This is a genomic window from Pseudoalteromonas sp. CNAT2-18.1 (assembly GCF_022347865.1).
In the GTDB taxonomy this organism is placed as follows: Bacteria; Pseudomonadota; Gammaproteobacteria; order Enterobacterales; family Alteromonadaceae; genus Pseudoalteromonas; species Pseudoalteromonas ruthenica.
Genome location: NZ_JAKRFR010000004.1, coordinates 15,731 through 30,489, shown reverse-complemented (window position 1 = coordinate 30,489; position 14,759 = coordinate 15,731). Strand labels below are relative to the sequence as shown.

Sequence of the window (14,759 nt, the reverse complement as noted above, 5' to 3'; positions counted from 1 at the left end):
CAAATAATAGCGTGGCAAATCACAGCTTAATTAAAGCTGAAATTAAAAATCTATATATATCATGAGTTTAATAAACAACAATACAGAAAACAGGGACTCAATTGCGAGGGGACGAGGGACTTTTTGAGACATATCGCACACAAGAGGTACAAAAAACGCGGCACTAAGGCCGCGTTTTTTAAACAATTTAAGCTGTTACTCTTGTTCAGGGCGCATATGCGGGAACAAAATAACGTCTTTAATCGTCGGCGAGTCAGTAAACAACATAACTAGACGATCAATACCGATGCCCTCACCTGCTGTCGGTGGCAAACCATATTCAAGTGCACGAATATAGTCATCATCGAAGTGCATGGCTTCATCATCACCGGCATCTTTTTCTTCAACTTGACGAGCAAAACGAGCGGCTTGGTCTTCAGCATCATTAAGCTCAGAGAAGCCGTTGGCTAATTCACGTCCACCGACGAAGAACTCAAACCGGTCGGTAACGAATGGGTTAGCATCGTTACGACGTGCCAATGGTGAAACTTCCCATGGGTATTCGGTAATGAAAGTCGGTTGAATCAACTGGTGTTCTGCTGTTTCTTCAAAGATTTCACACATGTACTTGCCCGCGCCCCATACACAGTTGTCAGGGATCTTGACATGAACTTGCTTGGCATAGGCAATCAACTGCTCTAGGTGATTTTCAGGGTCTGCAAATACCTGAGCGTCAAAATCAGGGTTGTACTTGATGATTGCATCGGCCATGCTCAAACGCGTAAATGGCTGACCAAAGTCATATTCTACACTGTCGATTACTTCACCGTCGTCATTCTTAGTAGTATTGACGATAGTGGTGGTACCCAATACGTCTTGCGCTACGGTGCGCAGCATATCTTCGGTCAAGTTCATTAGATCATTGTAATCAGCATAGGCCTGATAGAACTCGATCATGGTGAATTCAGGATTATGGCGTGTTGATAACCCTTCGTTACGGAAGTTGCGGTTAATCTCAAATACCCGGTCAAAACCACCGACGACCAAACGCTTTAAGTAAAGCTCAGGAGCGATACGCAAATACATATCGATGTCTAACGCGTTGTGATGAGTCACAAACGGACGCGCTGTTGCACCACCAGGGATGACCTGCAGCATAGGGGTTTCTACTTCCATAAAATCACGCTCAGCCAAGAAGCGACGGATCCCCTCTATGATCTTCGAGCGAACGCGGAAAGTCTCACGCGTATCCATGTTGGTGATCAAGTCAACGTAACGCTGGCGATATTTGGTTTCCTGATCAGACAAGCCATGGAATTTCTCTGGCAACGGACGTAAAGACTTAGTCAGTAACTCGTACTCATGCATATCAACATAGAGGTCACCCTTGCCTGATTTATGCAAAGGTCCAGCAACGCCAATAATATCGCCGATATCTAGTTGCCCATATTTAGCTTTAAGATCTTTTTGTACATCTTTTGAAGCGTAGGCTTGTACGCGACCTTTCATGTCTTGCAACACCATAAATGGACCACGCTTAGCAAGAATACGCCCAGCAACGGCCACCTGATGATCAAGCTCAACTAATTCTTCTTTCGACTTGTCGCCAAACTCGGCTTGAAGATCAGCAGTGTAATGTTTTCGACGGAAACCATTTGGGTGGCCGTTAGCACTGCAGTTTTCGCGAATGGCGTCGAGCTTGGCACGACGCTCAGCAATTAGTTTATTTTCGTCTTGAATTTGATCTGTCATTTTCTAGCTCTATTGGTTTGGCGTTACATTACAGGCCTGATTTAAGGCTTGCTTCAATAAATTTATCAAGGTCTCCATCGAGTACCGCTTGGGTATTGCGGTTCTCAACACCGGTGCGCAAATCTTTGATGCGTGAGTCATCAAGTACGTAGGAGCGAATTTGCGAGCCCCAACCGATGTCTGACTTTGCTTCTTCTTGCGCTTGCTTCTCAGCGTTTTGCTTTTTCAACTCCAGCTCAAACAGTTTTGCTTTTAACTGTTTCATCGCTTGGTCTTTGTTTTTGTGCTGCGAGCGGTCATTTTGGCACTGTACCACGGTATTGGTTGGCAAGTGGGTAATTCGCACCGCTGACTCTGTCCGGTTAACGTGCTGACCCCCAGCCCCCGAAGCCCGATATACATCAATGCGTAAATCGGCTGGATTGATATCGATTTCGATATTGTCGTCAATCTCTGGGTAAACAAACGCTGAGGCAAACGAGGTATGGCGGCGTCCGCCAGAATCGAAAGGACTCTTACGGACTAAACGGTGCACGCCTGTTTCCGTGCGCAGCCAGCCATAGGCATATTCACCGCTAATTTTTACTGTAGCGCCTTTAATACCGGCCACATCGCCGTCAGTTGCTTCAACGATTTCAGCCTTAAAGCCTTTCGCCTCAGCCCAACGCAAGTACATGCGCAATAACATGTTGCACCAATCTTGTGCTTCTGTACCACCCGAACCCGCTTGCAAGTCTAAGTACGCATCGTTAGCGTCTTGATCGCCACTAAACATACGACGGAACTCGAGTTTTTCAAGGTGGGCATTGAGTTCTTCAAGTTCAGCTTGGGCTTCTTCGAAGGTCTCTTGATCTTCAGCCTCAACAGCCAACTCCACCAGCCCTTCGACATCGTCAGTACCGTCTTCAAGCTTGCCGATAGTCTCAACAATCACCTCAAGACTGGCTTTTTCTTTACCTAAAGCCTGGGCTTTTTCAGGTTCATTCCACACTGCTGGGTCTTCGAGTTCAGCATTCACTTCTTCTAAGCGCTCTTTCTTAAGAGCGTAGTCAAAGATACCCCCGAAGAAGCTCTGTGCGCTCGCGAATTTCCTTGATTTGATTAATCACAGGATTCACTTCAAACATGCATGTCACTCCGCAAAATGATGGTGGCGCCAAGGTCTATCTCTTTAGCCATCTTGATGTAAGCATTTACACTTCAAGTATACTGAGAATTCGGCGCATCAATAAAAGCGCTCGATTTTAGCAAAAAACTGCTGCATTTATTAGCGCTTTCACATGATTTTATCTAATTTTATTTGCTCTACGCTAACTTGCTGTGGCTATTGTTTTTGCAGCTCTCGAACGATCAACTGCAAAGAAAATTGGCCACGAAATTCATTAATGTCGAGCTGGTAAGCTAGGTGCACATAACGCACTTGGGTATCAGGCCAAGCGCGTACATCGACATTAAAAGCGATAGCATCAAGCACTCGGCCGCTGCTATGGCGCAGCACTAGCTTAAGGTGTTTATCACCAACAACGCGCTGTTGCAGCAACTCAAAGGTATGCTCAAAAATGGGCTCTGGAAAATGCTGACCAAAAGGCCCACTTTGACGCAGCAACTCAGCAAACTCCATATTCAAACAATCACTGGGCAGTTCACCATCAGTGAGTAAAATACATTCCTTCGCTTCTTCGGTAAGCACTTTACCTATCTCTTGCGCAAAGGCTTGTTGAAACTCGTTGAATCGCGCTTCCTCAATACTTAACCCCGCAGCCATGGCGTGGCCGCCGAATTTAGCAATCAGCCCTGGGTATTGACCGTCGATATGCGCCAACACATCACGCATATGCACGCCATCAATGGAGCGACAAGACCCTTTCAATAGGCCATTATCTCCGGCGGCAAAAATCGCCGTGGGGCGGTGATAGTGCTCTTTTAAACGCCCGGCGAGAATACCAATCACACCTTGGTGCCAATCGGACTGGTACAGACATAACGCATCGGGTGTTTGCGCACTTGTTAAAGAAAGTTTAGCCAGCGCCGCTTGCGCTTCTTGTTGCATGCCCTGCTCTATTTCTTTGCGCTCGGCATTAAGCATATCCAGTTCACCGGCTATGCGCCGAGCGTGATTAATATCCGGTGATAGCAAACAAGCAATGCCTAAGCTCATATCATCTAATCGACCTGCCGCATTTAACCGTGGCGCTAGAGCAAAGCCAAAATCTGAGGCGCTTAAACGCGCTTGCGTGCGCCGTGCCACATCAACCAGCGCTTCGATACCGGGGCGAGTCTTACCACTGCGGATGCGCGCCAGCCCTTGATGCACCAAGGTGCGATTATTCGCATCCAGCGCCACCACATCGGCAACCGTGCCGAGGGCTACAAGATCGAGGAGGTTGGCTAAATTCGGCTCAGGACGCTGCTCATTAAAATAACGACGCTCACGCAGCGTATGGCGCAATGCAATAAGCACATAAAAAGCCACACCAACACCGGCTATCGATTTTGATGGGAAAGTACAATCGTGACGATTGGGGTTAACAATAGCATCAGCGTTGGGTAATTGTTCACCTTGTAAATGGTGGTCGGTGACAATGACCTTAATACCGGCAGCTTTGACGCGCTCGATACCTTTTAAGCACGAAATACCACTATCGACGGTGATCACCAAATCAGGAGCCATGGCGACAATATGCTCTGCCAACTCCACACTTAGCCCATAGCCAAAGTTAAAACGGTCCGGCACCAGGTAATCCAATTGGCTAAACCCAAACATACCCAAGCCTTGCATTAAGGTGGCAGTACTGGTGGCACCATCAGCATCAAAATCTCCGACAATCAGCACCTTGTCTTGGCGCTGTAGACTGTCGCTGAGTATTTCTGCTGCTAATTCAATGTCTTTAAATAGCCGGAAATCGTGCAAGGTATTGGCACGGTTATCTATTTGCTCATCACTATTGACGCCACGAGAGGCATAGATTTGACGAATAACGGGGTGAAGCTTATCGCTTAGGTGGCTGTCATCGACTCGCGGGCGAGCCATTATGGTGGTATGCGCCTGCAAGGCAAACTCCAAAAAAAGGGCCGTCGTTAGATGCGGCCCATTCTACATTAAGATTTGTTATTATTTAACTCATCAATCGCTGAGCTAATTGCAGCCGCAGGCTGATAACCTGGGATCATGCTGCCATCAGATAAAATAATGGCTGGAGTACCGCTGATACCAAAGCTTTGCCCTAATTGGTAGTGCTCTGCCACCGGTGCGTTACAGTTTTCAATTTTTTCTGGTTTTTCACCTGCTTTTGCTTCCGTCAGTGCCTCTTGCTTGTTATCAGCACACCACACATTCATCAGGTCGGTGTACCCAGAGCCACGCAGTCCGCCACGCGGAAATGCCAGATACTGCACGGTAATGCCAGCATCTAGGTAGTCATCCAGCTCACGGTGTAACTTACGGCAGTAGCCACAAGTGATATCGGTAAAGACGGTGATCTTGCCTTTTTCGTTATCTGCTTTATAGGTGATCATTGAGTTCTGGTATTGTGCGACACCTTCAAGGCGCACATGACTCAGTGCACGTTCTGTTAAGTTTTCACGGTTAACAAGGTCAATCATCGTACCTTGCACAAGATAACGGCCGTCAGCACTGGCATAAAACACGCCCTTATCGGTGATCACTTCCTGTAAACCTTGCACCGGACTTGGATGCACTTGCTTTACATTCACCCCAAGCTCTGCCAGCTTGCTTTGGATCACACTCACCTGCTGCTGCATGGTGTCTTGCGGCTCTACACTAACGCCTTGAGCAAACGCTCCGGTACTGGCACCAGCAAACGCCAGCGCAACAACTAATTTTTTCATAATAAAATCTCTAACTGCTTCTTGCACAATAAACTAGACCGCGCTTATACAAATAAATTCCAGCACCTGAGCAATTTAACCTGTTGCCTAGGCACGGGGGTGATGTTCAGCATGGACCGATTTTAACCTTTCATTCGCCACATGAGTATAAATTTGTGTGGTCGACAAGTCACTGTGCCCTAACATCATTTGTACAACCCGTAAGTCAGCTCCATGATTCAACAAATGTGTTGCAAATGCATGACGTAGGGTATGCGGGGACAAATCTGATTTAATGTTCGCCAACATAGCATAGTGTTTAATGCGATGCCAAAAGGTTTGCCGCGTCATGCCAATACCCCGCTTAGAGACAAATACAAAGTCAGTAGCGAGCTTAACCAATGATGGGCGCGCGTACTTTAAATAGCGCTCTAGCCACAACAGTGCCTCCTCCCCCATAGGCACTAGACGTTCTTTGTTCCCCTTACCTTTTACAAACACCACCGCCTGACGCTGATTAACATGCTCCATGCGTAAGCCTATCAGCTCGCTGACACGCAGGCCTGTAGCATAAAGAAGCTCTAACATTGCGCGGTCTCTAAGGCCCATCGCCTCATCACAATCTGGTGCTGCTAGGAGAGCTTCAACGTCTGTTTCGCTTAGCGTTTTAGGCAATGACTGGCTTGGTTTAGGCCGAGATATGGTTTCCATAGGGGAGCTGGGCAAACGCTTTTCTTGCACCTGGTATTGATAAAAGCGCTTTAGTGCACTGATACTCCGTGCCGTACTACGCGGACTAAGGCCTTTGTCTACACGATAGGCTAAGTAGTGTTCTACGTCGGTGCTATCAATTGCCAACAGCGCTTGCGGCGCTATAAACTCGCTGAACTTAACAAGATCCGTGCGATAAGCAGACAGCGTATTCTCACTACTACCCTGCTCCAGATATAACGCATCTAAGAACATTTCTATATGCTCGATATTATCGCTGTGTATTGGTTGCTTGTTCACAAGTAAGGCGCTTAGTGTGTATTTACCTATTTGCCATCATATCATAAAGCACGCCATAGATAGTCGCGAGCCGATACGTTAAACTGCGGCCATTACTCACTCAGTTGTACGGCGATTATGAAGATTGGTTTATTTTATGGCTCGACTACCTGCTACACCGAAATAGCAGCGGAAAAAATCCGCGACATCATTGGTGCTGAGGTGGTGGACTTATACAACATCCAAGATGAGCCTTTGAAAAAAGCTGAAGATTACGAATTTCTAATCTTCGGGATATCAACATGGGACTTTGGTGAAATCCAAGAGGATTGGGAGTCGCACTGGGATGATATCAGTGGCGTCAATTTGAGTGGCAAAGTGATCGCACTTTTCGGAATGGGCGATCAGCAAGGTTATGGCCAGTGGTTCCAAGATGCACTGGGTATGCTCCACGACGAAATTAAGCCACAAGGTGTGCACTTTATTGGCCAATGGCCCAATGGCGATGACTATGAGTTCGAAGCGTCTAAAGCATTAACAGAGGATCAATCTCACTTCGTTGGCCTAGCGCTAGATGAGGACAGCCAGTACGATAAAAGTGATGAACGCATTGCTACTTGGATAGAGCAAATCATGAATGAGTACAGCGCGTTATAACCTTATTTGCTTTCTCAACCTGCCGCTAAGATTCACTCAGGTAGGCAGCAATTTGTTGCGCTAGCCACTGGCTTAGCCGACCAAGCTGGCTATAGCGGGTTTGAATCATGCCATAGGCCTGCGATGTCATCGCTTGATCGTACTTCAAAACTTTAACACTGCCGTCGCGTAAATAGGGATTAATTAAAACCGAGGGCACACTGGCAAAGCCGGTGCCATCAAGCACGGCATTGCGCAGGTGCTCATAAAAAGGCAACGCGATGTAATTTCCTGAGACTGGAGTAACCGCATGCAGCCCCGTTTCATCAATAGTTGCTAACGCAAATTCGGTATACCTGGACAGGTCGGCTTTAACTACTTGGCTGAGTGTCGTGAGCGGGTGGGCTTTGCTGGCCACGGTCATCATACGAATCTCACCTAGCTTGACTTGATGGCTACTTGTTAGTTGCTGGCTTTGGGGTAACAAACAATAAGCAATATCGACGACCCCTTGCTCCACCATATCGTTGAGCTCCGGCGGCGGCGCCATATACACAGAAACGCTAATACTAGGAAATTGTCTGCTCATTTCATGAATCAGTTGTCGCCAATAAGCCTCAGGGAGAGCATCGTCACGGGCAATGCGCAGCGAGGCTTCAACGCCTTGCAAGTGCTGATGACAGCGACCGGTGATGTCGTTGGCGATCATCGCCAAGCGTTCACAGTCATTTTTAATCACTTCACCAATATTCGTTAACGAGACTTGATTACCGGTGCGAGTGAGCAGCTCAACGCCAAGTTCATCCTCAAGGGCGGTGAGTGCCGAGCTTAACGTCGTGCGGCTTTTGCCAATTCGTCGCGCCGCCTCTGCAATCGAGCCCGATTCGCTAATAGCGAGAAATATTTCAATTTGACTGACTTTCATACCGTGCCGCAGATATCTTGCTGGTTTTATTTACCATAGCAAGTTTATGCCTTTTCAGCGACGTAAATATCGTCGCTCAGCGGCTTTGGAAGTGAGTTCTATGACATTACACTGGCAGCAAGTTGTTAATTGCTATTGAACACATTCCCATTGTGAGGTGGTTTATGATGTCTCCTTTAAATACTCAGAAGCTATTGCTGTTTTCTTGCATAAGCGCGCTTTTACTAGCCTTATTAGGCCTCATTTTGGGTCTATGGTTAGACTCCTTGGTGATTTTATTTGACGGTGCTTACTCCCTTGTCAGTGTGTTATTAACGGCTATCTCACTGCTTACCGCCGCCTATCTAAATTCGCTAAGCTCTCAGCGACGTGCCTTATTAAGTCAGCGCTTACCCTCCATTGTTATTGCTTTTAAGGGGTTTGTTATCGCACTGATGTGCAGTGTGTCTTTTATCTCTGCCCTGCTGGCTATGATGGATGGTGGTCGCACTATCAATACTTCGGCCGCACTGCTATTTGGTGTCATCAACCTGCTTGCTTGTATAGGTGCTTACACAGTGATTAAAGCCCAAGCTAGTGCATCTGCTTTGGTAATAGCTGAAACCAAGCAATGGTTTATGGATGCGGTGATCAGCGCTGCGGTTATCGCCGGATTTTTCATCGCAGCCCTGCTCACTTATTTCGATTTAAGTGTGTATGCGGCCTACGCCGACCCCATTATGGTGATTGTTGCCTCCGTCTACTTTATTGTTGTGCCTGTAAAAATGATGCTAGCAGCGCTTAAGCAATTACAAACCTGCCCAGTGCAGCGTAGCTATTGCCGCACGCAAATTTAAGGTGAGGTTAGATTTAAATACAACAGGAACAAAGCATTACCACTAACCCAAGTCAGGGTGATTTATCCGCTCCTGACTTGGGTAATAAAGGCTAAAAACTTTGTATGAGTGCGGTATCGCTATTGAATTCAAAGGTGTTTATTTTGCCACATTGTGCAAAATGATTTGCGCTCGCATAAGGGCTATTCGGCTGGTTAATATCTCCCTCCCAGCCTTGGCCATTGCGCACAAAGGCTTTAATTTCAAACCAGCCATTTACCGCGCGGCTGCAATCCATCTCAACATCCAGCATCCAATAATGCGGCCCCCACGTATTAAGCGCTGTCACTCCATAACCATCAACAATCACGGTGCGTTCAGTGCCCCAGTCGCTGGGCCAAAGGTCGGTGGTCCAGTCGGTCGCACTGCCGGGAGCATCACTGCTTTGCCCCGCCTCAGTACCATACCAATCAAGGTAGTTATCATTGATTTTCCACGGCGCTGTGGTGGTATTCCGTAGGTTGTTGTGACGAATAGGCATGGCACATTGGTAGTTACTAGTTTGGCAATCGCGCCCTTGTGTGGTGTTGGCATAGTGGTGGTCAATGCCGCCGCGTAGAAATAGATCCTCGCCGCTTGCGGTGGCTGCCTTGATAAAGATCACCGTACGCTGCCAGTCACCGTCATCGACGGCAGGTAATTTGGCTTGATGATGAATAGCCATCGCATCCCAAGGGGCCACATCAAGGTTAATAGTGCCATCGGATTGTACGGTAATGACCTCAGCGCTACAGCGACTGCCATCTTCACTCAGCGTACCTTTAAGTACATTGCAATAGCGTCCTGGAGCCATGTCAGTGGCGATCGTCGCCTGCAACGCGAACTCTTCCTTATTAATGGCCACATGCCCGGCATCCGCCCGGCCAAAGGCTATTTGGTTATTGCCATTATCCCACCACTGCGTCACTTGCCAGTGCTCGGTGGTGTTATTGCGAAAATCCACGCCACCGGCGATATAAGACCACCGGTGTTCGCACTGCCAGTTGCTGCCAAAGCATTCTAACTCGCCGTTATTATGCACCGGCACACTGGGCCCGCCAGCATCGGTATCGCCGTGATAGTCATAACTCGACATCACCTTAGGGTAACCATAGGGATAGGCAAGCATAAATACGTTCGCTAAATCATATAAACGGCCATCGGCATAGGTGATTACATTACCGCCCCCACCGTGACCACGCTGGTTGTCGTGATTATCGACGAACACCACTGCTGAGGAGCTCGGCATAAACCCCCACCCTTCACCAAAATTACTCAACCAGGCGAGTTTGCCATTGCGAAAGGTGTTGCCAAGCTCGGTGCTGTATTTAAATTCGGTGACCAAGCCTGTGGCCAGATATTCCGAAGCGCTGACAGCTTCACCGCCTTGATCAATCACCTCTTGGAATACCACCGGGTTGCCTACCACCTTGCTCATCAAGCTGGCAATATCATCTGCTGCAACATGTTTCGCAGCATCAAAACGAAACCCTTTCACCCCTAGGCTTTGCAGTGAGTTAATGTAATTGGCTAAGGTGTTTTGCACATACTCGGCATCGGTGTCTAGGTCCGCGAGGCCCACCAATTCACAATGCTGCACGCGCCAACGGTCATTGCCATAATCTTCAGGATTGATAGCGCAGCTAGTATGGAAGTCTTGTGGGCTGTAATCTGGGAAATATTTATCCCCATAGCTGTGTCCTGCCGTGCCAACACCACTGCCCGCCGCCATGTGATTAATCAGGGTATCAACATAGATATCCACGCCGGCCTCGCCACAACGCTGGACCATATCAATGAACTCGCTGCGATTGCCACCGCGACTGGAGAGCTCATAACTGACCGGTTGGTAGCGAGTCCACCATTGGCTGCCTTGGATATGCTCATTGGGCGGTGACACCTGCACGGCAGCGTAGCCTTTGGGGCCTAAGAACTGCTCACATTCTTGAGCGATGTCCGACCAACTCCATTCAAACAAGTGAACAAAGGTGGTCGGGGCGGCATGACTTGTCGTCGGGATTGCAAGACCTAACGAGAGGCTCGCAGCGAGGAGGGTTTTAGTTGTCATAGTGTGTCTCATTTTCGTTATTAGCCTGCGCTTAATTTACAAAAATTTAACACTAGACTGAGCGCATCACTGTGGCAATTGAATACGTATTCATTACCGAGACAAAGGCGCTGAAAAATCAAAAACGCAGGTAAAAATCCTTGCACAATGCGCGATACTCGGCGCTGTAATCATCGCCTTGATGGATCACCAGCTCGCTATAGTGACAATCACTTGGCTGCCAGCTCCACTGCATTAAACAGCGCGTTACGGCTTTAGTGGCGGTGGTTTTCACTCGACAACAACGGCGTAAATACCCCCCTTGTTGCAGCACCAATTGATTTAATTGCTCGGCGCCAGATAGTGGCAGAATCACCGCCAATTCAGTCTGGCTGTGGCTGGCTCGCTGCCACACACCCAGTAGTTCACTAAAAGGTAAACTATCGGTATGACGCGCCAACGTGCGTTTGTCGCTTCCGGCTTTAAGGGCATTATCGAAATACGGTGGATTACTGATCACTAAATCAACCGCTTGCTCGGGCGTGAAGGTATTAGCATCACAGCGGCTTATAGCCACCTCAGGCCAAGGGCTCACAGCGACATTAAGCTGCGCTTGAGTGCAAGCATCCGGTTCAATATCAATGCCGAGCACCCACGCGTCGGGCGTCCGCTGCTTAGCCATTAACGCCAGTAGCCCTGTGCCCGTGCCCACATCCAATATACGCCGCGCCTGGCTGACATCGGCCCATGCACCGAGCAAGATGCCATCGGTTGAGACCTTCATGGCGACGTTGTCTTGTGCGATGGAGAAGCGTTTAAAGTTAAATCCTGCCACTTTTGCCCTTTGTGTTTGTGTATGTGCCACGTATAATTAACGCAATTGTCCTTCATTTTGACTCCTTTATGCAATTTGCCGATTTTGATCTTGATGCCGCGCTTTTAAAAGCCATTGATGCCATGGGCTTTAGCAAAGCCACCAGCATCCAACAGCTCGCCATCCCAGAGGCCCTTGATGGTCGCGACGTACTTGCGGGTGCACCAACGGGCACAGGGAAAACGGCAGCGTTCTTGATCCCTGCAATTCAATACTTACTCGACCACCCGCGTCGTAACCCAGGTTTCGCTCGCGTGCTGATCATGGCACCAACGCGCGAACTTGCTTACCAAGTCCATGAGCAGTGTGAAAAGCTCGCAGCCCACACGCACCTAAAAATTGGCGTGGTGACCGGCGGCATCAACTACGGCAGTCATAAAGAAATCTTTGAAAAGAACAATGATGTGCTGATTGCCACTCCTGGACGATTAATGGAGTATTTGGATACCGAAAACTTCCACGCCGAGGATGTGGAAATGTTGATCCTCGATGAAGCCGATCGCATGCTAGATATGGGCTTTCGCAAAGAAATGCTGCGCATCTGTGAGGAAGCCAAAAACCGACGCCAATGTCTGCTATTTTCGGCCACCTTGGAAGGCGAAGCAGTAGAAAAGTTCTCCGAGCGAATCCTTAATGAGCCCGCTAAACTTGAAGCTTCGCCCTCGCGTCGCGAGCGCGGCAAGATCTTACAATGGGTTCACTTGGCCGATGATTACGAGCACAAGTTGGCACTACTGACCCATCTATTGAAACAAAGTGATGTGGAAAAGGCCGTGGTGTTTGTAAAAACCCGCGAGCGTTTAGAAAAGTTAGTGGGCGAGCTTTATACTAATGATATAAAAACCACATGGCTACGTGGCGAGATGCCACAGGATAAACGCATGGCAGCCATGGCTAGCTTTCACAGTGGTCGCACTAATATTTTGGTGGCCACAGATGTCGCCGCACGCGGCATTGATGTCAGCGATATCAGCCATGTCATCAACTTTGATATGCCACGCACGGCCGATGTATACGTGCACCGCATTGGCCGCACGGCCCGTGCAGGTAAAAAAGGCACCGCAATTTCCTTAGTTGAGGCCCATGATGTGGCCATGGTTGGCAAAATAGAGCGTTATACCGATCAAGTACTGAAACGGCGCAAAATAAAGGGCTTAGAGCCACAACATAAAGAGCCTAAGTTGCCACCGAAAAAGAAAAAAGATCCGGCCAAGATCAAAGCTAAGCGCAAAAAAGCCAAGGCTAAAATCAAAGCCAAAAAGTAGTTAAAAAAGGCCTACCTAAAGAGGCCTTTTTACTCTCTAGTTAATGGGATAACTCGGCTTATCTTTGCCTTCAATGAGCCAGTTGACCCATAGTTTGCCGTCATCACCTTGGCACATGGACACAAAATTACGAGCGCGAATGTACTTTGCTGAGCCAAATGGGCGCAGCATGGAAGCCGTAATTTGCTCCCCTTCATCAATGTATTCCAAATCGTCATTGGTGATCGCACAAATCCCGAGCCACTGCATAAAGGTCGGCGCCGGGTGCACAATCCCCGAGGACACCACTTGGTGAATTTTCACCACGCCTTGAGATTGTGGCGCCCTGATCACTCCCAGAGCCCCCACATGCACATCCCCCGACAGCAACACGGTTTTGCCTTGACGTTGCTTGGCATTATCAATGAGTCGCATAATTAAACGAGCGCGCTCCCCTTCATGCTCTTTTGCCCGCCAATGATCTTTTAAATCATCAGTCAGCTCTTCTTGCCAAGGGGTGGCATCGACCGCACGCTCAGCGAAAGAAAAATCACGATAGACCACAGGCACAGCGGTCATCACCAACAAATCTCCTTGTTGGCATTGGCTATCGAGGTAATCGGTGACATGGGCCCAACAAGTATCCGACATCACTTGGCTCAAACTGCGCTCAGAGCGGTTATCCAGGGCCAAAATATGGTAATCGCGAAATCTCAGCGCAAATGAAAAGTCACAACCTTGTTCACCGGCAAGTAAACCGTGGTTATCGCTGCCGCGTAATTGCAACAAAGTGAACACCTCACGCGCCGCCTCATAGATACACTGATACACGGGGCAACTCTGCAAATCATCAGGGTAACTCCCCCAGCCATCGAAAATATCGTGATCATCCCACATCATTAACGATGGCACTGAAGCCAGCATCGCCGCCATTGGCGCTTTATTCCAGCGAGCCAAATACAGTTGGCTATAAAATCGCGTCACTTGATTGCGCATCTCTTTGCTAACTTGGCGCGTTATTTTCTGCTCTTTATCAAGTTCATTCCAACGCTGTAATGTGGGGACTTGAGACCATATGGAGTCAGCGTAAACCTGATCGCCTCCCATTAACAGCAGTGAAAATGGCGCCTGCTGGTGTTGTGCATGCATTTCACGCCATAAATAGTAAGGTTTTTCTGTGGCATTCATCATCTTATAATCGGAAAAACCATTACATGAGGCATAGGCTAGGCGCGGCTTTTCTCCCTGCTCAGGCACGTAAAATGTCCACAGCTGTTGGCCTTGTTGGTCTGCGGCGTCCTCGCCGTGGATAGTAATGCGGTAATCCAGGTAACCTGTGGTTTCAAGTTCGATACGGGCTTTCCATACCTTCCCCGCACTGAGGGAACCGATTTCAACCGCCTCTAGGTTATGCCCCTCCACCGCAACATGACATTGCTGCACATTGTTATCGGTCACAAAGACAAAGGTGTATAGGGTATCTGATTCAAGGCCAAGAATAGGCCCCAATAATAGCTTGGCTGACATTTTCTCCCTCCATGGCATACAAATGAGTTGTCGCTCATAACCATAGCAGAAACACAGCAATAAAAAAGCCGCTCATCAACAGCGGCTTTTCGTGCAGATTAAT

General features: G+C 48.3%; 12 protein-coding genes. 3 read left to right on the top strand and 9 right to left on the bottom strand.

What is annotated here, in order from left to right; genetic code table 11:
• Positions 1-195: 195 nt before the first annotated feature.
• The 5 genes from lysS to xerD form a co-directional block, all read right to left on the bottom strand.
• Complete coding sequence (gene lysS, locus MHM94_RS09405) at positions 196-1,731, bottom strand: lysine--tRNA ligase (protein WP_022943328.1); 1,536 nt, start codon at positions 1,729-1,731, stop codon at positions 196-198.
• A 28-nt stretch (positions 1,732-1,759) separates the two neighbouring features.
• Positions 1,760-2,858 (bottom strand): peptide chain release factor 2 gene (gene prfB, locus MHM94_RS09400; protein ID WP_100229275.1). Its coding sequence is split into 2 segments (ribosomal slippage): positions 1,760-2,782 and positions 2,784-2,858, totalling 1,098 coding nucleotides; the frame shifts between segments, so codons are not numbered across the junction.
• Between the two features lie 197 nt (positions 2,859-3,055).
• Complete coding sequence (gene recJ / locus MHM94_RS09395; RefSeq protein ID WP_235419955.1) at positions 3,056-4,762, bottom strand: single-stranded-DNA-specific exonuclease RecJ; 1,707 nt, start codon at positions 4,760-4,762, stop codon at positions 3,056-3,058.
• 68 nt (positions 4,763-4,830) lie between these two features.
• On the bottom strand, positions 4,831-5,580 hold the full coding sequence (dsbC, locus tag MHM94_RS09390; RefSeq protein ID WP_235419809.1) for a bifunctional protein-disulfide isomerase/oxidoreductase DsbC: 750 nt from the start codon (positions 5,578-5,580) through the stop codon (positions 4,831-4,833).
• An 87-nt stretch (positions 5,581-5,667) separates the two neighbouring features.
• Positions 5,668-6,570, bottom strand: a complete 903-nt coding sequence (gene xerD, locus MHM94_RS09385) for a site-specific tyrosine recombinase XerD (RefSeq protein WP_022943332.1) — start codon at positions 6,568-6,570, stop codon at positions 5,668-5,670.
• A 117-nt stretch (positions 6,571-6,687) separates the two neighbouring features.
• Between xerD and fldB the strand changes: the two genes are divergently transcribed.
• On the top strand, positions 6,688-7,206 hold the full coding sequence (fldB, locus tag MHM94_RS09380) for a flavodoxin FldB (protein ID WP_045980667.1): 519 nt from the start codon (positions 6,688-6,690) through the stop codon (positions 7,204-7,206).
• Between the two features lie 25 nt (positions 7,207-7,231).
• Here the strand turns inward: fldB and MHM94_RS09375 are convergent, their stop codons facing one another.
• Positions 7,232-8,110, bottom strand: a complete 879-nt coding sequence (locus MHM94_RS09375) for a LysR family transcriptional regulator (protein ID WP_138508949.1) — start codon at positions 8,108-8,110, stop codon at positions 7,232-7,234.
• Positions 8,111-8,274: 164 nt separating this feature from the next.
• Between MHM94_RS09375 and MHM94_RS09370 the strand changes: the two genes are divergently transcribed.
• Positions 8,275-8,946, top strand: coding sequence for a cation transporter (locus tag MHM94_RS09370; protein WP_235419808.1), 672 nt, complete (start codon positions 8,275-8,277; stop codon positions 8,944-8,946).
• Positions 8,947-9,037: 91 nt separating this feature from the next.
• On the opposite strand, the gene MHM94_RS09365 is transcribed toward MHM94_RS09370, so the two are convergent.
• A complete protein-coding gene (locus MHM94_RS09365) occupies positions 9,038-11,032 on the bottom strand; it encodes an alpha-amylase family protein (protein ID WP_235419807.1) in 1,995 nt (664 codons plus the stop codon).
• Between the two features lie 118 nt (positions 11,033-11,150).
• On the bottom strand, positions 11,151-11,846 hold the full coding sequence (locus MHM94_RS09360; protein WP_235419806.1) for a methyltransferase: 696 nt from the start codon (positions 11,844-11,846) through the stop codon (positions 11,151-11,153).
• A 68-nt stretch (positions 11,847-11,914) separates the two neighbouring features.
• On the opposite strand from MHM94_RS09360, the gene srmB reads away from it, so the two are divergent.
• Positions 11,915-13,150: an ATP-dependent RNA helicase SrmB gene (srmB, locus tag MHM94_RS09355; protein WP_045980670.1), complete on the top strand. Its 1,236-nt coding sequence runs from the start codon at positions 11,915-11,917 to the stop codon at positions 13,148-13,150.
• A gap of 36 nt (positions 13,151-13,186) precedes the next feature.
• Here srmB and MHM94_RS09350 read toward each other — a convergent pair whose 3' ends face one another.
• Entirely contained in the window at positions 13,187-14,656 is a 1,470-nt protein-coding gene (locus MHM94_RS09350) for an alkaline phosphatase D family protein (protein WP_235419805.1), read from the bottom strand.
• Positions 14,657-14,759: the final 103 nt, after the last annotated feature.

Excerpts from the sequence above, each read along its gene's own strand:
- lysS (WP_022943328.1), bottom strand. The coding sequence starts at position 1,731 with ATGACAGATCAAATTCAAGACGAAAATAAACTAATTGCTGAGCGTCGT.
- recJ (WP_235419955.1), bottom strand. The coding sequence starts at position 4,762 with ATGGCTCGCCCGCGAGTCGATGACAGCCACCTAAGCGATAAGCTTCAC.
- dsbC (WP_235419809.1), bottom strand. The coding sequence starts at position 5,580 with ATGAAAAAATTAGTTGTTGCGCTGGCGTTTGCTGGTGCCAGTACCGGA.
- fldB (WP_045980667.1), top strand. The coding sequence starts at position 6,688 with ATGAAGATTGGTTTATTTTATGGCTCGACTACCTGCTACACCGAAATA.
- MHM94_RS09375 (WP_138508949.1), bottom strand. The coding sequence starts at position 8,110 with ATGAAAGTCAGTCAAATTGAAATATTTCTCGCTATTAGCGAATCGGGC.
- MHM94_RS09370 (WP_235419808.1), top strand. The coding sequence starts at position 8,275 with ATGATGTCTCCTTTAAATACTCAGAAGCTATTGCTGTTTTCTTGCATA.
- MHM94_RS09365 (WP_235419807.1), bottom strand. The coding sequence starts at position 11,032 with ATGACAACTAAAACCCTCCTCGCTGCGAGCCTCTCGTTAGGTCTTGCA.
- srmB (WP_045980670.1), top strand. The coding sequence starts at position 11,915 with ATGCAATTTGCCGATTTTGATCTTGATGCCGCGCTTTTAAAAGCCATT.
- MHM94_RS09350 (WP_235419805.1), bottom strand. The coding sequence starts at position 14,656 with ATGTCAGCCAAGCTATTATTGGGGCCTATTCTTGGCCTTGAATCAGAT.